This window comes from Ignavibacteria bacterium, assembly GCA_016707005.1.
In the GTDB taxonomy this organism is placed as follows: domain Bacteria; phylum Bacteroidota; class Ignavibacteria; order Kapaibacteriales; family Kapaibacteriaceae; genus UBA10438.
The window spans coordinates 852,785-876,739 of the sequence record JADJIQ010000002.1 but is presented as its reverse complement, the minus strand read 5'-3'; the positions used below and the strand labels follow the sequence as shown (position 1 = coordinate 876,739).

At 54.1% G+C, this 23,955-nt stretch carries 21 protein-coding genes; 4 read left to right on the top strand and 17 right to left on the bottom strand.

The features are described 5' to 3' along the window. On the bottom strand, positions 1 to 315 hold a 315-nt coding region (locus tag IPI29_06425; GenBank protein MBK7412173.1), incomplete at its 3' end, for an AMP nucleosidase. A gap of 73 nt (positions 316 to 388) precedes the next feature. Here IPI29_06425 and IPI29_06420 point away from each other — a divergent pair. Continuing rightward, positions 389 to 1,519 carry a hypothetical protein gene (locus IPI29_06420; protein ID MBK7412172.1) on the top strand — a complete coding sequence of 377 codons (1,131 nt, stop codon included), beginning with the start codon at positions 389 to 391 and terminating at the stop codon, positions 1,517 to 1,519. On the opposite strand, the gene IPI29_06415 is transcribed toward IPI29_06420, so the two are convergent. Continuing rightward, on the bottom strand, positions 1,480 to 1,749 hold the full coding sequence (locus IPI29_06415; GenBank protein MBK7412171.1) for a hypothetical protein: 270 nt from the start codon (positions 1,747 to 1,749) through the stop codon (positions 1,480 to 1,482). The genes IPI29_06420 and IPI29_06415 overlap by 40 nt on opposite strands. A 65-nt stretch (positions 1,750 to 1,814) precedes the next feature. After that, positions 1,815 to 2,453: a CoA pyrophosphatase gene (locus tag IPI29_06410; protein MBK7412170.1), complete on the bottom strand. Its 639-nt coding sequence runs from the start codon at positions 2,451 to 2,453 to the stop codon at positions 1,815 to 1,817. Positions 2,454 to 2,491: 38 nt separating this feature from the next. On the opposite strand from IPI29_06410, the gene IPI29_06405 reads away from it, so the two are divergent. Continuing rightward, positions 2,492 to 4,006: a UDP-N-acetylmuramoyl-L-alanyl-D-glutamate--2,6-diaminopimelate ligase gene (locus IPI29_06405; GenBank protein MBK7412169.1), complete on the top strand. Its 1,515-nt coding sequence runs from the start codon at positions 2,492 to 2,494 to the stop codon at positions 4,004 to 4,006. On the opposite strand, the gene IPI29_06400 is transcribed toward IPI29_06405, so the two are convergent. From IPI29_06400 to IPI29_06375, 6 genes are all read right to left on the bottom strand, one after another. After that, a complete protein-coding gene (locus tag IPI29_06400) occupies positions 3,966 to 4,856 on the bottom strand; it encodes a hypothetical protein (GenBank protein ID MBK7412168.1) in 891 nt (296 codons plus the stop codon). The genes IPI29_06405 and IPI29_06400 overlap by 41 nt on opposite strands. 65 nt (positions 4,857 to 4,921) lie before the next feature. Continuing rightward, positions 4,922 to 5,116 (bottom strand): 30S ribosomal protein S21, encoded by a 195-nt coding sequence (gene rpsU, locus IPI29_06395; GenBank protein MBK7412167.1) that lies wholly within the window; start codon positions 5,114 to 5,116, stop codon positions 4,922 to 4,924. A 24-nt stretch (positions 5,117 to 5,140) separates the two neighbouring features. Then, complete coding sequence (locus tag IPI29_06390; protein MBK7412166.1) at positions 5,141 to 5,620, bottom strand: hypothetical protein; 480 nt, start codon at positions 5,618 to 5,620, stop codon at positions 5,141 to 5,143. Positions 5,621 to 5,662: 42 nt separating this feature from the next. Beyond that, positions 5,663 to 8,008, bottom strand: a complete 2,346-nt coding sequence (locus tag IPI29_06385; protein ID MBK7412165.1) for a hypothetical protein — start codon at positions 8,006 to 8,008, stop codon at positions 5,663 to 5,665. 70 nt (positions 8,009 to 8,078) lie between these two features. Then, positions 8,079 to 9,113 carry a bifunctional phosphoglucose/phosphomannose isomerase gene (locus IPI29_06380; GenBank protein MBK7412164.1) on the bottom strand — a complete coding sequence of 345 codons (1,035 nt, stop codon included), beginning with the start codon at positions 9,111 to 9,113 and terminating at the stop codon, positions 8,079 to 8,081. 115 nt (positions 9,114 to 9,228) lie between these two features. Next, positions 9,229 to 9,996, bottom strand: a complete 768-nt coding sequence (locus tag IPI29_06375) for a TerC family protein (protein ID MBK7412163.1) — start codon at positions 9,994 to 9,996, stop codon at positions 9,229 to 9,231. 23 nt (positions 9,997 to 10,019) lie between these two features. Here IPI29_06375 and IPI29_06370 point away from each other — a divergent pair, with 23 nt between their 5' ends. Beyond that, the gene (locus IPI29_06370; protein MBK7412162.1) at positions 10,020 to 11,390 is read left to right on the top strand and encodes an NAD-dependent succinate-semialdehyde dehydrogenase; all 1,371 of its coding nucleotides are present in this window, start codon (positions 10,020 to 10,022) and stop codon (positions 11,388 to 11,390) included. Here the strand turns inward: IPI29_06370 and IPI29_06365 are convergent. The 7 genes from IPI29_06365 to IPI29_06335 are packed head-to-tail and all read right to left on the bottom strand — an operon-like array spanning position 11,374 to position 20,853. Continuing rightward, positions 11,374 to 12,411: a DUF21 domain-containing protein gene (locus IPI29_06365; GenBank protein ID MBK7412161.1), complete on the bottom strand. Its 1,038-nt coding sequence runs from the start codon at positions 12,409 to 12,411 to the stop codon at positions 11,374 to 11,376. The two genes, IPI29_06370 and IPI29_06365, sit on opposite strands and share 17 nt — an antisense overlap. Further along, positions 12,411 to 13,022 carry an LEA type 2 family protein gene (locus IPI29_06360; GenBank protein MBK7412160.1) on the bottom strand — a complete coding sequence of 204 codons (612 nt, stop codon included), beginning with the start codon at positions 13,020 to 13,022 and terminating at the stop codon, positions 12,411 to 12,413. The genes IPI29_06365 and IPI29_06360 overlap by 1 nt, the downstream gene beginning before the upstream one ends. Positions 13,023 to 13,025: 3 nt before the next feature. Continuing rightward, entirely contained in the window at positions 13,026 to 14,516 is a 1,491-nt protein-coding gene (gene crtI / locus IPI29_06355; protein MBK7412159.1) for a phytoene desaturase, read from the bottom strand. Beyond that, positions 14,510 to 14,989 carry a response regulator gene (locus tag IPI29_06350; protein ID MBK7412158.1) on the bottom strand — a complete coding sequence of 160 codons (480 nt, stop codon included), beginning with the start codon at positions 14,987 to 14,989 and terminating at the stop codon, positions 14,510 to 14,512. Before IPI29_06350 ends, crtI begins: the two co-directional genes overlap by 7 nt. After that, positions 14,986 to 16,605 carry a bacillithiol biosynthesis cysteine-adding enzyme BshC gene (gene bshC, locus IPI29_06345; GenBank protein ID MBK7412157.1) on the bottom strand — a complete coding sequence of 540 codons (1,620 nt, stop codon included), beginning with the start codon at positions 16,603 to 16,605 and terminating at the stop codon, positions 14,986 to 14,988. Before bshC ends, IPI29_06350 begins: the two co-directional genes overlap by 4 nt. Beyond that, complete coding sequence (locus IPI29_06340; GenBank protein MBK7412156.1) at positions 16,602 to 19,658, bottom strand: amidohydrolase family protein; 3,057 nt, start codon at positions 19,656 to 19,658, stop codon at positions 16,602 to 16,604. The genes bshC and IPI29_06340 overlap by 4 nt, the downstream gene beginning before the upstream one ends. A 22-nt stretch (positions 19,659 to 19,680) precedes the next feature. Then, a complete protein-coding gene (locus IPI29_06335; GenBank protein MBK7412155.1) occupies positions 19,681 to 20,853 on the bottom strand; it encodes a S8 family serine peptidase in 1,173 nt (390 codons plus the stop codon). 80 nt (positions 20,854 to 20,933) lie between these two features. Here IPI29_06335 and IPI29_06330 point away from each other — a divergent pair, with 80 nt between their 5' ends. Then, positions 20,934 to 21,896 (top strand): DUF3078 domain-containing protein, encoded by a 963-nt coding sequence (locus IPI29_06330; protein ID MBK7412154.1) that lies wholly within the window; start codon positions 20,934 to 20,936, stop codon positions 21,894 to 21,896. Here the strand turns inward: IPI29_06330 and ligA are convergent. Further along, positions 21,871 to 23,895 (bottom strand): NAD-dependent DNA ligase LigA, encoded by a 2,025-nt coding sequence (gene ligA, locus IPI29_06325; GenBank protein MBK7412153.1) that lies wholly within the window; start codon positions 23,893 to 23,895, stop codon positions 21,871 to 21,873. The genes IPI29_06330 and ligA overlap by 26 nt on opposite strands. Positions 23,896 to 23,955 lie beyond the last annotated feature (60 nt).

Here is a 23,955-nt window from a genome sequence, read left to right as displayed (position 1 = left end):
GCCGATCTCCGTTGATTTGTTCAATCCGCCGCACTTGCCAAGGAACAACACGCCCTTGGGCATTCGCGCAACCAGGAGATCCATGATCAGAGCAGCATTTGGCGAACCGATGCCATAGTTAATGATCGTAAGGTTCTCGTGTGTTGCCGTCTGCATCGGCTTGTGGAGCCCCTTGATCTCTACATCGAACTTCTTGGCGAATGATTCTACGTATCCCTTGAAATTGGTCAAGAGAACGTAGTCGCCAAACTCGGCGATCTCCGTGCCGGTATAGCGCGGCAGCCAATTCTGCGCGATCGACAACTTCGTGTTCATCCTGTAAAATACAATATGACGTTATGACAGCTATGACAGTTATGACGTCATAATCCATTGAGTAACTTCGTACGTGACCTTTCTTGAAAATATCGCACGTTTTGAACATCGCCTTCGTGGTCTGATGGGAATTTTGCCACCCGCTTCTGGTGTACGAGTGTTTTCTGCCGGAAGAACGGCATTTGCAAAGCGGTTTGCTCTTGATATGCCGACTCGGAGTTTTGTACCTCCGGCTGATCTTGGTGTTACGGCATGGGGACTGCGATTCAGAATGCCGATCTGGAATGCTGCGGGAATGTTCAAGAAGGGTGAGGGATATGAGGTTGTCTCTCGCCAAGGGGCCGGTGCCTATGTAGCCGGAACAACTACCTCCCGTATACGCTCGGGGAACGTTCGCAATGGCGTAACATGGCCGGCAATTCCATATGCCCATTCACACGCCGGATCGAATTGGATGGGGCTCCCGAATGAAGGTCATGCCACTGTTGCGAAGCGGTTGTCCGGGTTGCAGAGAGTGGAAGGGTGTCCGGTAGGTGCAAGCGTAAGTGCTGAGCCTGGACTCGAGGAGTCTCTCGCACTGCCGGAATTGCTTGATGGACTGGCTATCTATGCAGACGCCGATGTTGACTACATCGAGTTAAATGAGAGTTGTCCGAACGTACCCGGACATCACGGCGCTGCTGTACTTGATGATGCTTTGCTGCGCCGGCTGGATACGATCGCGGTGCGGTTTCTTGCACATCGAACACGACGGCTCCCCGTAGTGGTCAAGCTCTCTACGGACACGAACATCGCGCAGATCCCGGAGCTCGTTCAGGTGCTGGTGGAAAGGGGCTTTGACGGGATCATCCTCGGCAATACGTCAACCCGATATTCGGATCTGCGTCCGCTCATCGATGAGCGCGACCGTGAGCTTTATGATCATTTCACCTCCACATATGGCGGAGGACTCAGCGGCGCGCCGTTGCGTAATGACTCGCTGCTTGCATGTTCTGCAGCTGTTGATGCGATGAATCAACTCGCCCCCTCCCATGAATTCCATGTGATCCGGTGTGGGGGAATAGCAACTGCTGATGATATCCTTGCCTCACGACTCGTCGGTGTGATGCTCAATCAATGGTACGTAGGATACTTCGAAGCGTTTGGCCGTGTTGGCCATAACGTCTATGGTGATGTGGTGTCCCGCATGCGAGACAAGCGCTGATTCACGCTGTCGTAGAAATTCTTGAACAGCTTTGGCGTGCTTCCCATCGATCGGAGATCCTTCTCGAATTCCTCGCGCACGTAGTTGTGGGACGCAAGAACGGAATCGAGCTTCCTCCGCACCAACATCGTATCGTTCGATGACTCCCGCACGATGATCACTTCCGCATACGTCGATACAAGACGCTCATCCGGCACATCCCCCTGCGAACACCCCACCAGAGCGATCATCAAAATCGTAACCGAGTAACCCCGTAACCGAGTAACTCCGTAACTCCGTAACTGAGTAACTTCCTTCACACCTTCTCCGCTCTGTATTCATTGACCAACCACAGCAGCTCGTTCAGGATCATCGCTGTAGCACCCCACAATGGGATCGTTGGATGAATGTGCCATTGAGGAACATCCACGTTCTTGCCTTGCAACATACGTTGTTCGTATCGGATGGAGTTTGGATGCAGGAATGTTGAGAGGGGGATGTCCAATACTTCAGATACTTCGTCCTCGCTCATCACCCACGGACCGTTGTTCCGGAGTACTCCAACAAGAGGAGTTACCGCACTGTTGGATGGAGGGATATAGAGGGGGCTTAACCCACCAAGAATGATCACGTCCGATGGATCGATGCCGATCTCTTCGTGAAGCTCACGCAGGGCCGCAGAGGTTTCATCTTCGCCCTCATCAAGACGTCCGCCCGGGAAGGAGATCTGCCCCTTGTGACTCCGCAAGTTCTCACTCCGCACGGTGAACACGATGCGATGCTCCATGTTCTCATCGAAGACGATCGGCACGATCACAGCGCTGCGCTTTGCATTCGGCGGAGGCGGTCGCAGACGTGTGATGGCATCGGGGATGTCCGGTACGAACGTGCGATGAGCTTCAAGCCCCGGTAGGGGGCCTAGAAGTCGGTCACGAAGAAAGTCGATCAGGTCCATCGTGCAAATCTGCAGAGTTTGGGGTTGTAATTTGACGTATGACTCGTCTCAGCCGTGTTATGGAAGCTGTGGACCAACTTCACAGTGATGAACTCTTTGACGTTGACGTTGTCGACGTAACCACAGACTCTCGCGAGGTTCGCCCCGGGTGGATCTTTGTGGCGGTACGAGGAACGTCATTTGATGGCCATACAGCCATCACGAATGCCATTGCCGCAGGTGCTGTAGCGATCGTCGCAGAGATAGCTCCGAATGGACCCTGCGGTGTGCCGGTGGTCACAGTGAAAGACTCTCGGTTGGCCTTTGCCCAGATCGTACGTGTAGTGACAAATGGGCCGGCAACCGGACTTCATATCTACGGTGTTACCGGAACGAATGGGAAGACCACCTGCGCCACAATTCTTGAGCAGATGTTCGCGTTAGCCGGACGTCGCGTTGGATTCATCGGCACAACCGGTAATCGATTCGCCGGCGAAGTTCTTGCAACAAACTATACAACACCCCATGCGCGTGCACTTGCCGATCTCTTCCTCGAGATGAGGGGGCACAGCATCGATACTGTCTGCATGGAAGTGAGCTCACACGCACTTGATCAGCATCGTGTTTGGGGCGTGCCCTTCAGAGGAGCCATCTTCACGAACCTGACCAGAGACCATCTCGACTATCATCGGACGATGGAAGCGTATGGCAGGGCAAAGAAGAGACTGTTTGATATGCTGGAACCGGATGCGGTTGCGGTGCTTGATGCCGACAGCGAGTGGACCCCGTACATGAAACGTCACTGCAAGGCTGAACGAACGATCACCGTTGGACGAGATGTGGATGCCGACGTGCGTATCGTTGATGTGGACCTTTCGTTGCGAGGTGCATCGTTCGCTTTGGTCCGCAGACGCAGTGATCTCCAGAACATCCCGCCACGTTTGGAGTGCACAACATCATTGCTCGGTGATTTTAATGTGACCAATGCAGCCGTCTGTGCCGTGATGTGTTTGGCAGAAGGAATACCGGATGCCGACGTTGTTCAGCATCTATCGCAGGTCAGTGGTCCGGCCGGACGTATGGAACGTCACCTCTTGCCGAATGGCGCTGTTGCCGTTGTAGACTATGCTCATACTCCCGACGCGTTGGACAATGCGCTGCGCGTACTTCGCAAGCTCCATGCTGACTCATCCGCACGGCCGCACATTCATGTGGTCTTCGGGTGCGGTGGTGATCGCGATAAAGGCAAACGTCCGGAAATGGGGCGCATCGCCGCCCTCCATGCTGACTTCATTTGGCTCACCAGTGACAACCCGCGCAGCGAAGACCCGGCCGATATTCTCCGTCACATTCTCGGAGGTATTGAGGGGGCAGTGCGTGAGCGTACAACCGTGATCGAAGATCGTCGAGAAGCTATCCGAGCCGCATTGGCTGCTGCCGGACCGAACGATGTAGTGCTCGTTGCCGGTAAGGGGCACGAAGAGTATCAGATCATCGGTCTTGAACGACTCCCATTCAGCGATGCCGCAGAGATCATAGCGATCGGAACCGCAGGCCGATCTGGAAGTATGTAGACGGCATTGCATTCAAGTATGCCACTTCATCGAACGTGTGTTCGGCGCTCAACACAACATCCATGGCCGCTACATTGGAAAAGAGCGTCCCATAGAGTTCGGCCCGGGCGTCATGTGGGACAACAATGTCGTCCGGTGCGCCATAGCGGTTGGAGAACCAGGGAAGACTGATGTAGTAACGGGCGCCCACAACAAACCGCGTAGCGAGAGTAACGGTAGCATCACCACGGAACCACAATGCCCCTTGCATGCCCCTCCAGCTCCCTGTGAGCGATGTTGAGGGGGTGCGGTAGTCATCATTGACCACGTACCATTCAGCGCCGCCTGCGAGGCGAAACGACCAGTCGCCGGAATTGATGGGTTTGGTGAGTGCTCCGAGCGACGGGCCTGAGAGGATCAGGGTCCTGCGAACCGGTGTATAGTCCGGTTGGTCAGCGTCATTGGGCGATTCCGTATTGTCGATGTCATGCTTGCAGCGGTGGAACCACCCGGCGCGTGCCGACCACCACGATCCTGAAGCGTGGATCAGAAGCTGCTCTTCCCATCGTGCCGTTCGGGGGTTAAAACCAATGTCGTTCATCGGGTTCGCTGTGAGTTCCTGGTGAAACTCAAGCGATGTGGTCCATTCGATCACGTTGGAGTCGGAAACATCCGTGAACCGATATGGTTCCACTACGGCATGGACTCTTAGCTGCCATGCTTGTTCGTGCTGGTACGAACCCCAGGAGCGGTACATTTCAGCGCCGCCCATCATGCTCGGCAGCAGCCCATAGGATGCTGGCCTTCGGGCCATGTCTACCAACCAGGTACGCGATGGCTTGATCTGTGCAAAGGACACTGTTGGTACCATCACAATGAAGCACAAAAAGGCGCACCGCATTAAGCGGAGCGCCTTTTGATTTTCATTCATTTTGACTATTCCGCTTCCATTTGAGCGCGATGCTGGCGGCGGGCAGCCTTTAGGCGTGCCATGCGACGCTCAACGCTCGGCTTCACAAAGAATGCGCGTTTCTTGAATTCACGCAGAACGCCAGAGCGCTCGTATTTCTTTTTGAAGCGGCGCAACGCACGATCGATGGACTCGTTGCTTTGTATGGTAACTCCGATCACGGGAGATCCTATAGGTTGAAGGGTTTACTTGAAATTTTCGACCAGACGTTTTTCTTTATTCTTTTCGAAGTGAACGAGGAGCGACGCACGGCCGTTCGACATCACTTCTTTTGCACGAACGATACCAACATCATCCCACGTCTTGTGGTAGATCACGTCACCAACCTTGTACTCACTCTTCGGCGAATATTCCTTCGAATCTTCACGTGCAAGCTTGATCTCTGTTACCTTCTTCTCTGCCGAAGCAGCAAGAGCGTCCAGATTGATCAATTGGGAGTGGTGGCTGACCGAGCAACGAGCCCATTGCTGACGTCCGTTGTCCGTCTCCAATGGTTCGCCGATGAGTTCGTGCTTTGTATCACGCATGAGGAACGGCGAATACAACACGATGTATTTCGCCTTCCGCTTGGTTTTCTTCGGTGCTTCTACAACTTCACCATCGACGGTTGCAACAACCTTCTTGGTGACCTTCTTCGCTTTGGCCGGAGCCTTGACAACTGGCATGTATTGACCCATGAGTTTACGGGGCCTGCAAGATACAAAAAATTAGCGTACGATGATGACGGAGCTGGCTTTTACAGATCCCCTTGAATCGCTAAGTATCTTGAAATACAGGCCGGTAGGGAGATCGGATGGGTCAACCTGGACGCCGGTCAACGAATAGTAGCGGGTGGGTCCGGGAGCGTGTAGGGGGCTTTCCACCACGTCTACTGCTTCCACGGAAGAGGAAAACGACGATTCTAGTGCGCCAACATCGGGAGCCGAGCCGTAGAATAGGTCGTTGATCCCCGGCAGGAGGAGCCCCTTATCAATTGCCGGACTCCCGGCCAAGAGTTGAACATTGCCGTTACTCACGTCAACAAGTTTGGGATTGACCACGATATCCCGTTGACCGATCACAACAAATGGCGAGCCGGTGACAAGGCTAAGGTCAGACCGAAACTCGTCGACCGAACGTGGTTCGTAACACTGAGAAATTCCGTGGACAGGTTTGATCGTTGCAACTGCGCCAGTGCTTGGAGAATGGTAGATGTTGCCATCGGTACGTGTTGAATACGTGGCTGACTGAGCAACACCATCGAACATCCACGAAGATGCATCGGCTTGGATGATATTGTTGAACGCAGAGAAGTCAGACCACGTTGGACCCCAGAAATAGAGTCCAAATCCCGCAAGCCCCCTAGCAACTACGGTGTTGTGGTGAAACTGGATAGCCCCTGGAGTGGAGTTCTCTCCACCGGCATTGAGTTTTAGGGCAGTGGTCCAAGATCGGTCGGTGAGGTCGTTGTTGCACGTCACAAAGAACACATCGTTGTTATGGTTCTTACGGTCTGCGAGCAGGTACACGTTTCGCGTTATGAAATAGGGATCAAAAGAAGGATACATCAGTGACGTTCCAACGGGAGTATTCGAGACAACGTTGTTGCGGATACGTGCATTCGTTGAACCCGAACCATTGCCGCCCGTGATATCAATGCCGTCGTAACACGATGAAACTGTGTTGTTGAGAATGTCTACGTTGTCAACAACATAGTTGTGAGCGTTGGAGCCAACCGCAATGCCTGCGATCGTTCCGACCACAGTATTGCCACGGATGTTGATGTTGTGTACAGAATCATTCTCGAATGGGGCTATCCAGATACCAACATTCTCGAGGTATCGGCCATAACTTCCAGGCTCAAGGATCCACGTGTCTCGTGTTTGTTTGAACGCACCATGCGACCATGTGCCTACACCATCGCTAATGGTGTTGAAGCGGACATCAATATCACTACACGAACCATTGAACGTGATAGGAAAATTCGCGAACTCAAACTCACAATTGGCAACGGTTACATTGCGCGTGTTGTTGAAGGAGAGTGTGGACGGTGGGTAACACGCGTCGGGAATTCCGAGGATGTTTTCGGTGCATCGTGTGTTACCGAAATACCGGAAGGTGATTCCCCGGATCAGGAGGTGCGACTTCTTGTAATTCCCATTGACTGTTAGGCAACTCCAACGTTGCGATGTACGAACAAGTCCCGGTGGTTTGGCCTCTGATGTTGTATCTCGGAGATAAAGCCGAGCCCCACTCCTGAACATTCCCGGCTGGTCATATCCCAGATCCAAAAGTGACGGATAGCCCGGAAAGAGATCTACTGGTGCTCGAAGTGCATACGGATACAAGCGCTGACCATTCTGTCCAACAACAAGCGACGTATACTTGAGATTCGTAGGAAGGGGGCAGCTCCATTCGTGAGCATCCGTAGGTGTAACCTCCCAGCTCGTGTTCAAGAAGGTTTCGCCTGTAATGACCACCGTGCGAGACGGATCTGCCATGATCACGATGGGTGACTCAGCTGTACAGTCGTCCGTGATATTCAACGTGAGGTCGTAAATGTCCTCATACGTGCCCTCAAGCAATACGACGATGGACCCACATGGCAGACCAGCGGTGATAAGAGCTCGTAATGAGCCCGGCTTTGAACGTGAGTAGGTAGTGCCCGAGCCATATGGACTCACATAGAGTAACGTCCCACTCGATGGCTGCACAGCTTCTGCGATCGTGCGCGTGGTGCCTTCAAACTCCTGTGCCACACCTCCACCGCGATACACGGTTACTCGAACGCCAACATCGGTGTTTGGCGCAAGGTCAAGGATCACACTGCGAATCTGAATGCGTCCGCGAATCACAACAACCTGCGGAGAAATCGCCTCCCGCCACACACCATCTCCCACACGGACATACATCGAAGCTGCAAGTGTGGAGTCAGACTCCCAATCACTTGGTAGATCAACAACAGCAACGCCAACCGAATGTGTCAACGGCGAAAGCCTCATCTCCGTCTGCGCCTGCATGGCCACAACAAAAAGCGAACAGAGAAAAACGATCTGATAAATGAGTTTCATCATTCGCTATTCGCTATTCGCTATTCGCTGTTCGCTGTTCGCTGTTCGCTATTCGCTGTTCGCTATTCGCTGTTCAGCGTGCCTTCGCCAGTTTCGCCTTCAGCTGCTGAATAACCGGAACCGGGCTTGGGTCGATCTTATTGAGGTTTGCGAGATGCCAGCTGACCCAGTCACCAAGGTAGATGAGTGAGAACATACGGCCCAGCAACGTGCTTCCCTTGCCTTCGAGTGTGTGAACGTCCGCTACACTGCCCTTGATGATCTCCTTTACGGCATCAAAACGGAGCTGCGTGCGCTTATGGTCGTCCGGATCGCGGAGCAGGATGACGGAGAATCCCTTTGTTTTGCCCTTCGGGAACTGCCATCCGTTGATCTCGTTGTGGTTCATTTCCGGCAAGAAGTTGCCAAAGGCAACTTGTTTTGCGTTCTCTTGGATCTGGCCGCGCCAGCGCAAATTCACAGCATCGAGTCGCTCATGAGCGGAATAGATGACCGGGAAGTTGCCAACGAGACTCTTGGCGATCTGAAGAGCAGGATTCTTGGCTGTTGAGCCAGCGTAGAGGTCGCGCATCTCTTCTGTATGTGCCAGGATCTCCCGTACACCCTTGTTGTTCAAGCGTACTGCTTTTGCGTCAAAGGCCCCATAACGGCCCATGATCGTCAGAAGCGGGAAAAACGAATAGGCCAGAGCGCAACGTGGTTGATATCCCGGAGGGATGTTCACGATAGGCATGCCATACGTCACAGCACGTTTGCCAAGGGTTCCGCCAGTTGTGATGCACACTACGCGCATGGTCTTCTTGCGGATCTCATCAAAGGCGGAGAGCGTCTCTTCGGTCTCACCCGAATAGCTGGAGCAGACAACGTTTGTGTCGGAGTCCATCCAGCCCGGAGAATGATACCCACGATGTACGGAGATATTGAGGTGATCTCCGCCCGGTGTTACGCCAGCATAGCTTCTTAAAAGGTCTGCGCCGATGGCTGAGCCACCGAGACCAAAGAATGCATAACGGTTCGAGGTGGATTGCTGACGCCAAAGCGGAGCCCCTTCGCCAATGGCGACGGCTTCCTTGACCTGTTCCGGGAACCGGTACAGGACGTCAAACATGTTGGATTTATCTGTGGCTAACGCCGGATTCTTGGGCATGATGCCCCCTTTCGAACCAATTACAAAGTGGGGCGATAATAGAGAACGAAGGGGGCGAATAGCAAGGAAAAACGTCTCAGTCGGTATAGGTGGGCTGTCTCAGCTCCACCGGAGGAGCCTCAGAACGGGTCCGGAACCGCATGTTCAGGAATTCCACGGCCATCGAGAAGGCCATTGCGAAGTAAATGTACCCCTTCGGAACGTGGGCATGGAATCCTTCCGCTACGAGGACCATTCCCACCATCAAAAGGAAGGCCAAGGCGAGGATCTTCACGGTAGGGTGCCGGTGGATGAATCGCGAGATCCCGCCGGCGCTGAGTTGCATCACACCCACTGCTAAAACCACAGCAATGACCATCACAAGGAAGTTCTGGGACAATCCGATGGCCGTAATGACGGAGTCGATGGAGAATACCAGGTCCAGAATGATGATCTGAACGATCATCGAAGCAAAGTTGGCCTTTGCCTTCTTCCCCTCGTCCTCTTCCTTCCCTTCGAGTTTCGTGTGCAACTCCGTTGTTGCCTTCGCGAGGAGGAATAAGCCCCCTGACAGCATGATGAGGTCTCGTCCACTCAGCCCGAAAGCCGAATCCATACCCAAGAAGGGGCCGATGCTGACTAGTGGCTCGGTGAGTTTGGCAAGCCAGACGGCGCCGAACAGGAATGCGATCCGAAGGATGAGGGCTAGGGACAGGCCGATGGTTCGAGCACGGGCTTGATCGGATTCCTTGAGCCTCCCAACGAGGATCGAAATGAAGATGATGTTGTCGATCCCAAGGACGATCTCCAAGATGGAGAGAGTGACAAGAGAGACCAGACTGTCAAGCGTAAAGAATGATTCCATTACCACAAATGTAAATTGTTGCCATGAGATTCACGAGTATTAACCCCGCTTCCGAAGACGTTGTAGCGTCGTTTGGCGAGATGGACCCTAAAGACGTTCACGACATGGTCGGTCGTGCATACACCGAACAAAAGATCTGGGCGCAATGCTCTTTTGAGCATCGCGCTCGGATCGTTTCGCGTCTGGCCGACATCCTCATGAGAGACATCGAGGTGTCTGCCGCGCTGATCACGCAAGAAATGGGTAAGCCGATCGGTCAGTCGAGATCGGAGATACTCAAATGTGCCGAAACATGCCGCTACATCGCCGCGCTTGCTCCTACGGCGTTGGCCACGGAGGAACTTCTAATCGATGGTTCCGTGGCCGATATCACATATGCGCCGTTGGGTGTTGTTGTGGCCATCATGCCATGGAATTTCCCGTTTTGGCAGTTCTTTCGGTTCGCTGCGCCTGCCCTTATGGCCGGTAACGGGATCATCCTCAAACATGCACCTTCTACCTTTGGATGTGCGATAAACATTGTAGAGGTGTGCCGAGAAGCTGGAATTCCCGATGACCTCGTTCAGTGTGTGATGATCGATGTGCCACAGATCGAGGAACTGATCGGAGATGCGCGTGTTCGAGCTGTGACCTTCACCGGATCTACTAGGGGAGGTGAGGCGGTTGCACAGATAGCCGGACGTCACATCAAGAAGGTTGTACTTGAATTGGGCGGAAATGATGCCTACATCGTTTGTGATGATGCCGACCTCGGTGTTGCCGTTGATGCATGTGTTGTGGGCCGATGTTTGAATGCCGGACAGTCATGCATCGCAGCAAAACGGTTTATAGTTCATGCATCCATCGCTGACGAATTCACGAAACGTGTGGCAGCACGGTTTGATGCGATGGTGGTGGGGGACCCAATGGATCCTGCAACAGAGATCGGACCGATAGCCCGCGCGGATCTGCGTGACACTCTTCTCGACCAACTACAACATTCGATGATGGAGGGGGCTCGGCAGGTAACGAAACGTTCTGTCAATGATATTCCGAAACGAGGATTCTATGTGCCGCCGGTGTTGATCGACAACATCACAACGCAATCGAGATTGTTCCGCGAAGAGGTCTTTGGTCCGGTAGCCAGCGTTATTGCGTTCAACTCAGACGAAGAGGCGGTGGAACTGGCAAACGACTCGCGTTACGGACTTGGCGCAGCAGTATTCTCACAGGATCTCGATCGTGCACGCGCGCTGGCAGAACGCATTGAATGTGGCATGGTGGCGATCAACGACTTTGTGCGTAGCGACATGAGGCTCCCGTTCGGCGGAACGCGATACAGTGGTTATGGTCGGGAGCTAGGGGTTGCCGGCGTACGAGAGTTCACCAATATCAAGGTCATTCGGACGAAGTGAACTTGGCGATACGTGCATCGCGACGCTGCTTTGCGAGTGCGCGCAGATCCACTACATGGTCTGCCTCGTCGATGATCTCCGCACCAAGCATTGTCTCCAATACATCTTCCATGGTGAGAAGTCCTTCAACACCCCCATGTTCATCAACAACCATGAATAGGTGTTGTCGCTTCTGAAGGAACTGCTCAAGCGCTCGCTCTAACGTGATGTTCTCTGGGATGAACCCAACATCGCGTTTGAGTTTTGAGATCGGCACCGTGTGACGTCCGGCAACGGCAGCACGAAGGATGTCCTTCGTCATTACATATCCCGACACCGTATCCAGATCCTGTCCGTCATAGACCGGAAGTCGTGAGAACATCTGCAGTTCCGGAAGTTTGATCGCATCAGCAACGGTATGTTCTGCTCCAATGGCCGATACCACCGTTCGTGGCGTCATCACATCCGTAACCTCAATGCTGCTCAACTGCATGATGTTGGTCATGATCCGGTATTCCCCGGCATCTAACGCCCCTTCTTCACGGGCTGTTTCTACAAGTGCTTCAAGTTCCTCCCGCGCCTCTTCTTCTTCCTCTTCCCTTGATCGTGGTTTTGTCAGTGCCAACAATGCGCGATGAGTAAGGAGGAAGGGGCTTGCCACTACCGTAACAATGGAGAGCGACAAACTGGTGAATCGAAGCATGAACTCTGCCGTGCGCTCGCCGAGTGCGCTGGCAACGATCTTGATGATCACAACGCCGATGATGAAGGCAATGGCATCTATAAAGAGTCGACCTCCATCATTCATCGTTACGGAGGCGATGATGAATGATGCGATCACGAGAACGATCACGTCAACGATGCTGATCGCAAGCCGAGTCTCGTTGGCCTCATCGATCGCACGTTTCAGTCGACGCCCAATATGAGACCCTTCGTCGGCCATGGTGGAAACCACAGACGTTGGGATGTTCAGCAATGCTGCTGCCAGAAAGTCACACAGACCACTGATGAAGACTGCGAGAAGGAGTACGGGGATGTCCATTATTTACCGCGGAACTCCGTGTCCACGATCGAAATGCGACTTGGGTATGTCATCGGACCAAGCGGTGTTCCAACTGTTGGCATCGCATCAAGCTTCACGCGTGAAGTGCTGCCTTTTTGACCGCCTAGTGCGAGTGCAAGATTCACGATGCCGTCATATCCTTTGTCGGCAAAGAACGAATACATGTCCATGCTCATCGAAAGCGGGATCTGCGTTGTCTTTCCGTTGCCCGGAACGTCTACCGGCTTGTCGAGATCGCCATTGATCGTTGGCTTGTCGTCGATCAGGAGACGCCAATCCAAACCCTTGAGCGTTAGCGGAACGCTCTTCGATGCTGATGAGCCGGTGTTGGGATTCTTTGCGTCCATGTTCACAACGAAGGTGGTTGGCAATGACTTGCGCGCAAACGCCTGCGTAAGTGCGAGGCCGTCGGAGATGGAGAGCGAGGTTGGTGATGCGATCCGTGAGACGTCAACACCGGCCAGGCGCATGCCTGTGATGCCGGTGAGTTTGAACTGCATGTTCTGAAGCGACGAAAGGCTGTTTGTGATGTCGCGAATGGATGCACACGAGACAAGAAAGACAACGGAAAGGAGAAGTAGGGTTCGCATGTTCTAGGGAGTTGAAAGTGATGACAAAAGTAGGTCTGCGGCGATCATACCGCTTGTGATGACCAGCGGAACACCTCCGCCGGGGTGAGAACTTCCTCCAACATACCAAAGATTCGCAACGTCTGTGGAGCGTTGGCGCGGTCGGAGGAATGCACTGAACATAGAATTTGACGATGCTCCGTAGAGAGCTCCGCGATAGGACGACCATTCGGTAGCCATCGTGTCCGGCGTTCTGATCAGTCGTTCTCGCACGTGCGGGCGCAGTCCGAACGTCTCCATTCGGTCGAGGATCATGTCTGCCTGTTCTTCTTCGTGACCTAGCCATACGGATGATTCGGTTGTCTCAAAGTTTGAGGAGATCCCACGTGGAGGTGCATTCACCAAGACGAACCAGTTCTCGCGGTCGGGCGGAGCATCCGATGGTGTGGAGTGGACTGAACGGGAGATGTAAACAGTGGAATTGCTGCGCGGACGTTGTTCAAAGCGGATATTGTGGAATTCTCCTGGATAGTCGTTGCCGAAGAGAATGTTGTGGTGCTGAAGCGATCGTTCCTGCCGGTCAACACTAAGAAGCATCACCAACCCGCTGCATGAAAGATCGGTTGGTTCGGGCATGCTCTTCCCGAGGAGATACGTTCGCGTTACGTGCACGTCCGCATTGGAGATAACGTGGTCAGCACGGACGAATGAACCGTCTTCGAGTTCAACACCACTGGCAACACCGTGGAACGTCCGGATAGACGCAACGCGTGTATTGCAGTGAATGCGAACACCGCGTAGTAAAGCGAGTTGCGTGATGGCCTCGGCGATCGCATAGATGCCACCCTTAGGATACCATGCGCCAAGTCCGATCTCCACCCATGGGATCACCATCAATGTTGCAGGTGCGAGGTATGGCGAAGAGCCATTATACGTTGCGAACCGGTCGAAAAGTTGGATGATGCGCTTGTCGCTGAACATCGACGTGTGTACATCGTGGAGCTTTGATGTGAATCGGAGTCGACTCAGCTTGGGCAGCAACGAAAGATTCTTCCGTTTGAAGAATTCCTTGAATCCATCGAACGGCGAGAAGATGAAAACGTCCTTCGTGAGTTCGTAGATCTCTCGTGCGCTGTTGAGATATTTTTTGACAGGAGCCCCGTGTCCGGGTGAGAATCGCTCGATGGCATCGGGCACAGCCTCTGCGTCGAACGGGAGATCAAGGATCGATCCGTCTTCCCAGCGGTACTGGCATGCGGGATCAACGCGTTGCAACGTAACGTGATCACTGAACCGTTCGCCCACGCTTGCAAAGAAGCGTTCAAAGACAAAGGGCATGGTGATAAGGGTTGGTCCGGTATCGAAGGTACACCCATCAACGACAACACGACCCATCTTGCCGCCGGTCTGTGTTCCCTGCTCAAAGAGGTCTACGCTGTGTCCTGCATGCGCAAGTCGAGTGGCTGCAACAAGACCGCCGATGCCACCGCCGATGACAACGATATGGCTCAGGATCGTGGCCCGATTGTGGCCATAAGTTCTTGGGCGCGTGCTGTATCGCCCCCTGCATAAGCATCGATCACGGACCGAAGTTCGCGGATCATCATGCGGGCATGAGAGAGCTCGGTGAGCATCGCTGCCTTGGTAAGGATCAGCTTCTCCTCGATCGGCTTTGTTAGGAAGTCATCTGCACCGGATTCAACAGCCTTGAGCTGTGTGGTGAGGTCATTGAGTGCCGTTACAATGGCAACCGGAATGAGGCGAGTTGTTTCATCGCTTTTTAAGCGACGAACGGTCTCAAATCCATCCAGACGAGGCATCATCACGTCGATGATGATGGCATCCGGAATTCGCTGACCAACTTTCTCCAGACACTCAATGCCGTCACCGGCTTCCTCAACCTCGAAACCATTGCCTTCGAGGTATCTGCGCATGAGCTTGGTAGTGATCTTGTTGTCGTCTACGACCAGGACATACGGACGATTCATGCAGGTTCCCGAGTTGACAGATCAGAATGCCCCATCACGACATGAGTGCCAATTGGCTGGCTCGCTATCGCCTCGGCAATTATACGTAGTTCTGCAGTGCCGAAGCGCGATTCCCAAAATCCGAGCGGAAAGTTTCGTTCTTGTAATGTACCACGAGGCATAACGATCGAATGGATGGCCTTGATGCGATCCATGGTCTGGGCACCGGCACGTTTGGCAGCTGCACGCAGCTTGCCCTCGAGCGCTTCTAGGGTGGCTGTGATGCCGGCCCCCTGAGCGCGCACCGTGGCGATCAATGTTTGATCGATCGACTGAGCAGCAGTCAGGTAGGGGGCTAGCAGGGTTTCTAGCGTTGCGTTGCGCTCTTCGGTGTTCGGCAAGACGTCTGACGTAAGGAGATCCGCCGTGGCGCGCTCAACGTCTTCAGAGCTTCGCATAAACCAGGAAAGTGGGTGACCATCCTTGGCAAGCAATCGCTCTGTCCGCGCGTCTAACAAGGTTGCCCCATTGCGCAAGACGAGGTACGGCATTGGCACGCCGCATAGCTCATAGAGCTCACGTAGCTGGGCCTGATAGGCGATCTCGGCAGAGCCAAGGACGCTGATCACTGTTGGCAGCACGGCGTCTTGGACAACGGGTCTGGCTAACACGTTGGGTGTGAATCGTTCAGGATGTTCCTGAACATGTTTTGCGAATGCCAGTGTTGTGAATTTCTCAGCACCCATCGTGACGGTGTCGCCTTCGATCGAACATCGTTGACGTCCATTGGAGTCACTTCCAAAGAAGAGCATCGATCCGGTTGTTGCCTGTGCTGTAAAGCCCCTTTCAAGAAGGACCTGTGTTCCGGCAGTTGTCGCTGCGGATAATGATCCCGGAGCTTCTGTCTCGCGCATGAGGATCGGCAGGTGGAGTCCGGATGCAATCACATCGGAACCGCGAACAACGATCACTCCCCACGGTGCAAGGTAGGGTTGCAGGACTGCGAGAAAGGCATCGGACCAAGAGCGGCCAACGGCATAGGCGTCCAACATTCGCTGTCGAGTAACATCGGCGAAGTGTCCAGTGAACGTGGCGGCTCCTGCCTCCACCATGTCTGCCATCTGGCCGGTAATGACACGCGCAGAAACCGACCTACGCTCATCCGAACCGTCCCAGATGTTGAGGTCTGTAACACCGCCGTCTGCAGCGAGGAGATGTGTTGATGCCGCTTCAGCTGCATCATGGTCGTTGTCCTCGAGCCAGAATACCGTTGCCGCCGGAACTGCTGTTGATGCAGTGAGCCTGCGTGCTTCTTCTACGGCTGTGCGGATCTTGTACAGGGTGTACATCGGACCGCCATAGAGTCCGATCTGTTGACCGGTGGTCACAACAACACTTGTTGGGTTGCGCAGCACATCAAGCGCAGAGCGCTGTTCTGAACTGAGTTCAAGGCCACGCATGGATGCTGTGGCAAGGTCTACAAGACGCGACCGAGAAGCCCCGTGCTTGGATCGTTGGAGGCAGAACTCGGCATCGACGGATAGACGTTGGAACCGATCTGTGATAGCGGGATCTCGATCGAGGTAGGCGCGAGTGATCGGCGTTGTGACGATCGTTTCCGTTGGGAGTGTTGTCATCGTCCGCTGACCGATCCCGACATTTCATCATCGTCTGTGTCGCAATGGTATTCACGGCGCGGTCCACTTCCTCCGGGTTTGGAGCCAGATCCTCCGGCAATGGCCTTGATGGCTTCTTGTTCTAGGAATCTGCGAAGTTCTGCATCACGTTCGCGGAGGCGCGCGTCGACGTCACGAGCGAAGTACATACGTCCGTCTACGAACGTGCGTTCTACGCGAGACATGTTGGAAAGCGGATCGCCTGACCACACAACAACATCGGCATCCTTGCCATCTTCGATGCTTCCGGTACGCGTGTCAATGGCCATCTGTTTGGCGGCATTGATCGTAACGAACTTCATGGCATCAACAGCGCTGACACCTCCGTACTTAATGCTCTTTGCCGCTTCTTGGTTAAGTCTGCGAGCCATTTCTGCATCATCGGAGTTGATCGAGACCGTTACGTCGTTCTCTTGAAGAATGGCAGGATTCTCGGGGATCGCATCGTAGACCTCAAACTTGTATGCCCACCAATCAGCAAACGATGATGCACCGGATCCATGTCTTGCCATTTCCTTGGCGACCTTGTAGCCCTCAAGGATGTGCGTGAAGGTGTGCACGCGGAATCCGAATTCTTCGGCAAGGCGCATGAGCATCAAGATCTCGCTCTGCACATAGGAGTGACAATGGATGTTGCGCTTGCTGTTAAGGATCTCCACAAGGGCATCGAGTTGGATGTCTCGTCGTACAGGTTTTGAAGGGTCGTTCGCGGCAAGTTCCTTCTCGTACTCGCGTGCTGTACGGAAGGCATCACGCATGATCTGCTCAACACCCATACGCGTCTGCGGATACCGCACCGAGAACTTGTCACCCCAGTTGGCTTGCTTTACATTCTCACCCAGGGCGAACTTCACCGTTGGTACAGCGCCCTGCACCTTGAGTCCGTCTGCATCAGAACCCCATCGGAGCTTGATGAACTGTAGCTGACCGCCCATTGGGTTGGCGGAGCCGTGAAGAAGGTGAGATGCTGTTACGCCACCAGCGAGTTGACGGTAGATGTTTACATCGTCAGGGTCCACCACGTCACCGATGCGCACTTCTGTTGTTACAGCATGCGTGCCCTCGTTCACACCGCGAGAGATAGCGATGTGTGAGTGTTCATCAATGATGCCCGGTGTGATATGCATCCCGGTGCAGTCAATGGTTGTGTCTCCGGTGAGCCCCTTACCGACACCTGCGATGGTGCCATTGCGGAGAAGAACATCCGTGCTATCCAGAGTGCCACGCGGACCGCATGTCCACACCGTAGCATTCTTCAGAACCACTGCACGTTGTGCCGGCGGTGCCGAGAGACCGAATGGTCCGAGAGGAGAGATCTGCGGCAGAGATCTGCGCTTGGTAGTAAGTGCTTTTGGACGATCCGGCTTGGCCTTGATCAAGGAGTCGCGACGAAGCACAAATGGGGTGACTCGTCCATCAGGAAGAAGGAGGTCGCCACTAATGAGGATACTATCGATCTCCACCGATGTGCGCGTACGCCCAACAATGCCCATCGTATCGAGCGTAAGGCCAAGTGTTGCACGTCTGCCGTTGATCGAAAGCGATGAAGGAATCGAGATCGAATCACGTTTTACATCCATTGACGGTTGCTCAACAGTGCCCGTGATACTAACGCGCAGTGATGTTGTTGAAGGCAGGGCGCTGGACGTGAGTGTCCAATGGCCGCGCACATCGACCTCTGTGGGACGAGAGTATGTTGTTTCATCGCCGGCTACTACTACTGCGCGGATATCACATTCTTCGGCGAAAAGGGGCTTCGTGGTGATGACAAGATTGGCGTAGTATCCCTTCTCGATCTTCCCGAAACGGTCGGCAACACCAGCGATGCGTGCAGCTTCTGTTGTGATGGCAGCAAGTGCCTTTGCGGAATCGAGTCCGCGTTCAACACACAGACGAATACGAGGAAGGAATTGAGACTTGTCCTTGAGTCCATCCGTTGTGAAGACGATGCGGCACCCAACGCTGTCAACCAATCGTGCATTATCGGCAGCCCAATACCACGAGATCAGGTCGCTGAGAGATACTTCATGGGCACTCACCGGATCGCGTACATCAGGAGTTTCCGGGAACGTGAGTGGAAGGATGATGTCGGGCTTCGTTGCTGCAAGTCCTTGGATCCTGCGGTATTCTCCGCCGCTGCCCTTGATGATGATCGTGAGCCCAAATTCCTTGGCGATCGCCTGCCAACGTGCGATATCGTGTTCGTCAACGGTCTCAACCACTATCGGCTTCTTTGCATCAAGTGCTGCCCGTAATGCCTGCAAAGAAATGTTCACTTCCGGTGGTGTTGCAAGTGTGCCACGTGCGGCTGCTGCGTGGGCCTTGCCGTACCACTCTGCATCGTAGAGTGCTTGACGAATGAGCGCGATCGATCCCATCTGCGACGACGGATATGGCGTCTTTGATGAGCCTTTCATAAAGGCCATCGCTTGGTAGGTGTTATCAGCAATAACGGTCTTAGCGGCAGGCCCTGTGCGAAGCAGTACGGCGGCAGCACTTCCGCGGAAGATCCCGTCGTGCGACGCCGCGGCTGCTGCACCGAAACCAAGTTTATTCCAGTCGCGTTGCGCATCATCGGAGATCGAGAGAGCGTCCGTGACTGTGCGTTCAGGACGAACCGCTTGGTTCCAATAATGTGCGCCTTGAGCCGGGGGAGTGTTTGGGCCTTCGTCTTCATCACTGAACATCTGCTTTGATGATCCGCCCTTTGCGCCCGAAGCAAGTGCTTGTGCATCGAGATACGGTTCAACGAAACCAGCATACACAAATGCACCATGAAGATCGCGCACATCTGCACCGGTGGGAATGGTTAGCCCCTTCCCAACGGCGATGATACGTTCATCGCGAATGATGATCACGGCTGAGTCTATTCGTGATCCCGGCTGCGGGATGGCCGTGCAATTCGTGTAGGCAACTAGTCGGATGCGTTTGTCGCGCAGACCATCAACAGCGGTTGTTGAGATCTGAGCCGACACGGTAGCGGCGGCGAGGAGGAGGACGAGGATCTTAAGCATCCCCAAAGTTACGGCAGGGAAACTACACGAGGTCGGTGAGCGGGGTTACCGTCATGGCATGCTCTCTGGCGGCGGCCAAAGCTGCGCGTTGGCTAACGACTCCGGCGCCTTGGCGGAGAGTAGGAAACGACTCTAACGGACGGGCAGTAGACGTAAGGATGTCCTTCACCTCGCGGGGGGTGAGCGACGGAGAAAGTTCCAGCATTTGGGCCACAATGGAGGCGATCACTGGTGCGGCAAAGGAGGTGCCGTCAACCATCTTGTAGAATGGCGAGGCAATGAGTTCCTTGTCGATCATCTCTGTGATCGCATTGCGAAGTGCCGGAATGTCCCGAGATGTCCATAGAGGCATTGGCAGACCGCTATGGGGCATCAGTGACGGTGCGCAGGCCAGGAGCATCTCATCTGTGAGCATGTCCAGAGCGCAGAGTGCCGATGCTTGGGTGTGCGTGGTCGTGCCCGGCAGTATAGGTGCCGGGAGCCAAATGGCCGGTGCGATCAGTTCCGGCTTCTGAACACCGAGTTGTGTGATACCAAAGGTGCTGTGATAGAGTTCTTCGTCCTCATGACCTAACGTGTTCTTATCGTCAAGTCCGCCAACTGTGAGTGCACTTGGTGCGGCAGCCGGAGGTCTGATCGGCGAGAAGGGATTATTCCCAGCGGCTGCAACAACTACGATGTCTCGTGCACAGATCTCTTCCACGGCTTTATTGACCGGATGATCCAGTGTGTGGTCTATCTCGTCTGAATACACGCTAAGGTTGACAACACGGATGCCGAGTTCTTCGGCATGCTCCTCAATGTAGTGTAGCGCTCGGACGATGGTTGGTGTGGTAACACGACCCGAATCGTTCATAGTCCGGATAAGAACAACGGTTGCATTTGGGGCGAGCGACGTGAATTCTCCGCGCGAGAGGTAGCCGTTTCCTGCTGCGGTACATGCCGTCATTGTACCGTGCCAATGCCGAGATTTTGCCACAGATGGTGGAAGATCATGCTCCTCATCTTCAACGGCATCGTAATACCGAACGATCCGCTGGTTCGGCATCGACAGATCGGGATGGTTCACAAAGTCACTGTCCACCATGGCTATGCAGATACCCTTTCCGGTGGATCGTACGTCGGCGTGAAGTCGAACGGGAAGGGGAAGAACGGGCTTTGTTGCGAGGGGGCGGATCGGTTCGTCGTGCTGCATATGTCTGCGAAGTTAGGGTGTTGCATCGAGGTGACGTGTATTTTTGCCCCACTTCTTTCACCCCTCAATGTGAGGTGCCTATGTTGATACGTTCGATTCTCGTTTTCATAGTCTTCGCAGGTATTCTGCAGCCTGTTCATTCGCAGGTAGATGCGAAGGCCTCGGCTGAGGCACTCCAGAAGACGGCAGCATTGAAAGCCGACTCCATCCCGTGGAAGTGGAAGACAGATTGGGGACTTGGATTCAGCACGGTGCAGTTGAACAACTGGACAGGGGGCGGTCAGGATGCCGTCTCGATCCGATTGCTCTTCCTTGGATCTCTTGATTATGCCAATCCCACGTTTGCATGGGATAACGATCTCGAACTGGGCTACTCGATCTTGAAGCAAGGATCACAGGCATTCCGTAAGGCCGATGACCGGATCTACTTCTCCTCACGAGCTTCACTCCGACAGTCCGATCATTTCCGGTATACAGGTTTCGCTGAGTTCCGAACTCAGTTTTACATCGGTAGTAACTATGACGTGATCGATTCAACAACAGGCGAGTTCTTAAAGATCTCCAACATCATGGCCCCGGGGTACCTGTCCGGCGCTCTCGGTATGGAATATCTCCCGGTACCTGAATTGCAGGTTCTGGTAGCCCCGTTGTCAACACGATCCACGTTCGTCGGTGACGACGATATCGTACAGTCCGGCATCACGTCCAACAATGGTGTCTATGGTCTAGCTCCCGGTGTACGCTCACGAACCGACATCGGTGCCGTCCTCAATGTTGCCCTCGATTGGGATTTTGTTGAGAACGTAAAATGGAAGGGCCGGTTCAATGCCTTCATGCCGTATGAGACGCCGGACCTTTGGGTGCTCACGTTTGAGAACGCCTTCTTGATGAAGGTGAATAGCTGGCTGAACGTAACGTGGTTGACAGACGTGTTCTACAACGACCGCGTACCGGTTCTTCGCGATGATGGAACAACTGGTCCAGCAACACAGATCCGCAACCAACTTGTGATCGCCATCAACTGGTCGATAGCAAACTTCTAAACTCCTCTTCACTGAGAACAGGTACGCCGAGTTCATTCGCCTTGGCGAGTTTGCTGCCGGCATTTGCACCGGCCACCAAATAGGACGTCTTCTTACTCACGGAGCCCGATGCCTTACCGCCTCGGGCTTCGATGTTTTCTTCTGCCTCTTTGCGCGTCATAGTTGTGAGCTCACCTGTAAGCACGAAGGTCTTACCGGCAAACGCTTGCGACGTGGGAGCCGTGTTTTCAGAAACGAAGCGGAGTCCGGCTCTCTTCAGTAGCTCTATAAGCTCAGTGTTATCAGTATCGTCAAAGAACTCGAGCACTGAGTTGGCGATCGATTCGCCGATCTCATGAACGCTTGTGAGCTGCTCCAACGTTGCGGAACGAAGCTCGTCGATCGATGGAAATGCCCGGGCTAGGATCTTCGCAACACCTTCACCAACGAACCTAATACCTAGGGCGAAGAGTACTCTCGCATAGGGCTGTTCAGTGCTCTTGATTATGCCTGCTACAAGCTTTTCGTAACTCTTCGGTGCCCATCTGTCGAGTGCAAGGATCTCGTTGCGACGTTCCGGAAGTCTGTAGATGTCGGCGATGCTTGTCAAAAGTCCGGCATCAACAAACTGATCGATGGCCTTTTCACCCAGTCCTTCGATATCCATCGCATCACGTGACGCAAAGTGCTGTAGCCTTCGACGGATCTGCCACGGACAAACCACGTCATCACAGTACCAGTTCACTTCACCCTCAGGACGGTGCAGATGTGAACGGCGCGGACATGGGCAATGATGTGGCATGTTCCACGGATGCGAATCGTGTGGTCGCATTGCTGCAACAACAGCGCTGACCTTGGGGATCACATCGCCCCCTTTTTCGATAACAACGGTATCGCCGATGCGCAGATCGAGTTCGTGAACGAAGTCCTCGTTATGGAGTGTGGCGCGCGATATCGTTGATCCGGCTAGGAGCGTAGGTTCAAGTTCTGCAACGGGGGTCACAACACCGGTGCGGCCCACCTGCAGTGTGATGTCGTTGAGGGTGGTCTGCGCCTTCTTTGCTTCGTATTTGTAGGCGATGGCCCAACGAGGAGATCTCGCCACAGCCCCGAGCTCGTCCTGATGCCGCAGAGAATCCACCTTGATCACAATACCGTCGATCTGGAACGGAAGCTCGAACCGACGTTCATCCCACTCGTTGATGAACTTCATCACGTCATCGATGGACCGGCACGTATGGATCGCTCCGCCCGTTGAGAAGCCCATTTGCTGCAGTAATGCAATGTTGGCAGAGTGGGAGGTAAGGGGCGTATCCGGTGTGTCCAGCCAATACGCGGTGAACTCGAGCTGACGTTTTGCAACGGCCTTTGAGTCCTTCTGTTTGAGTGTCCCGGCTGTCAGATTCCTCGGATTCGCATAGGTCTTTTCACCGGCTTGTTCTGCCTTCCGATTGATCTCCATGAAGGTCTCAGTGAGCATATAGACCTCACCGCGCACGGTGGCATTCACGATCTCTGTTGACGCAAGGCGCAAGGGAACTGAGCGGATGGTTCGCACGTTGGCGGTTACGTCGTCCCCGCTCTGGCCGTCACCGCGCGTAGCTGCGAGGGTCAGAACGCCGTCCGTATAGGTCAGAGACATAGCAACGCCGTCGTACTTGAGCTCGCAGACGTAGACGGGGTCGTCGATGCCAAGTCCTTCTCGGACGCGACGGTCGAAATCTTGCACTTCTTCTGCGGAGTAGGTGTTGGCCAGCGACAGCATTGGAACGGCGTGGGTAACGGTCCGAAACTCACCGATGGGTGCAACGCCAACCCGTTGTGTGGGGGAGTCTGGCGTGAGGAGTTCCGGATGGTCGCGCTCGATCGTTTGCAGTTCTGCAAGCAGATCGTCGTACTCGCGGTCACTGATCTCCGGCTGTGCGTCGATGTAGTAGAGTTTATCGTGCCGGCGGATCGTCTCGCGCAGTTCGGTGGCACGTTGATCAGGGTCGGATGGGTTGTCGAACAAGGACTTCATCGTCAAATATCACTCTGTGAGTTGAAAGCACAAGACTATATTCCCGTTCTGTTATCCTTT

What these genes read in the sequence shown, in the direction of transcription:
- IPI29_06415 (MBK7412171.1), bottom strand. Translation starts at nt 1,749, where the DNA reads ATGATCGCTCTGGTGGGGTGTTCGCAGGGGGATGTGCCGGATGAGCGT.
- IPI29_06410 (MBK7412170.1), bottom strand. Translation starts at nt 2,453, where the DNA reads ATGGACCTGATCGACTTTCTTCGTGACCGACTTCTAGGCCCCCTACCG.
- IPI29_06405 (MBK7412169.1), top strand. Translation starts at nt 2,492, where the DNA reads ATGACTCGTCTCAGCCGTGTTATGGAAGCTGTGGACCAACTTCACAGT.
- IPI29_06400 (MBK7412168.1), bottom strand. Translation starts at nt 4,856, where the DNA reads ATGGTACCAACAGTGTCCTTTGCACAGATCAAGCCATCGCGTACCTGG.
- IPI29_06390 (MBK7412166.1), bottom strand. Translation starts at nt 5,620, where the DNA reads ATGCCAGTTGTCAAGGCTCCGGCCAAAGCGAAGAAGGTCACCAAGAAG.
- IPI29_06385 (MBK7412165.1), bottom strand. Translation starts at nt 8,008, where the DNA reads ATGATGAAACTCATTTATCAGATCGTTTTTCTCTGTTCGCTTTTTGTT.
- IPI29_06380 (MBK7412164.1), bottom strand. Translation starts at nt 9,113, where the DNA reads ATGTTTGACGTCCTGTACCGGTTCCCGGAACAGGTCAAGGAAGCCGTC.
- IPI29_06375 (MBK7412163.1), bottom strand. Translation starts at nt 9,996, where the DNA reads ATGGAATCATTCTTTACGCTTGACAGTCTGGTCTCTCTTGTCACTCTC.
- IPI29_06370 (MBK7412162.1), top strand. Translation starts at nt 10,020, where the DNA reads ATGAGATTCACGAGTATTAACCCCGCTTCCGAAGACGTTGTAGCGTCG.
- IPI29_06365 (MBK7412161.1), bottom strand. Translation starts at nt 12,411, where the DNA reads ATGGACATCCCCGTACTCCTTCTCGCAGTCTTCATCAGTGGTCTGTGT.
- IPI29_06360 (MBK7412160.1), bottom strand. Translation starts at nt 13,022, where the DNA reads ATGCGAACCCTACTTCTCCTTTCCGTTGTCTTTCTTGTCTCGTGTGCA.
- IPI29_06350 (MBK7412158.1), bottom strand. Translation starts at nt 14,989, where the DNA reads ATGAATCGTCCGTATGTCCTGGTCGTAGACGACAACAAGATCACTACC.
- bshC (MBK7412157.1), bottom strand. Translation starts at nt 16,605, where the DNA reads ATGACAACACTCCCAACGGAAACGATCGTCACAACGCCGATCACTCGC.
- IPI29_06340 (MBK7412156.1), bottom strand. Translation starts at nt 19,658, where the DNA reads ATGCTTAAGATCCTCGTCCTCCTCCTCGCCGCCGCTACCGTGTCGGCT.
- IPI29_06335 (MBK7412155.1), bottom strand. Translation starts at nt 20,853, where the DNA reads ATGCAGCACGACGAACCGATCCGCCCCCTCGCAACAAAGCCCGTTCTT.
- IPI29_06330 (MBK7412154.1), top strand. Translation starts at nt 20,934, where the DNA reads ATGTTGATACGTTCGATTCTCGTTTTCATAGTCTTCGCAGGTATTCTG.
- ligA (MBK7412153.1), bottom strand. Translation starts at nt 23,895, where the DNA reads ATGAAGTCCTTGTTCGACAACCCATCCGACCCTGATCAACGTGCCACC.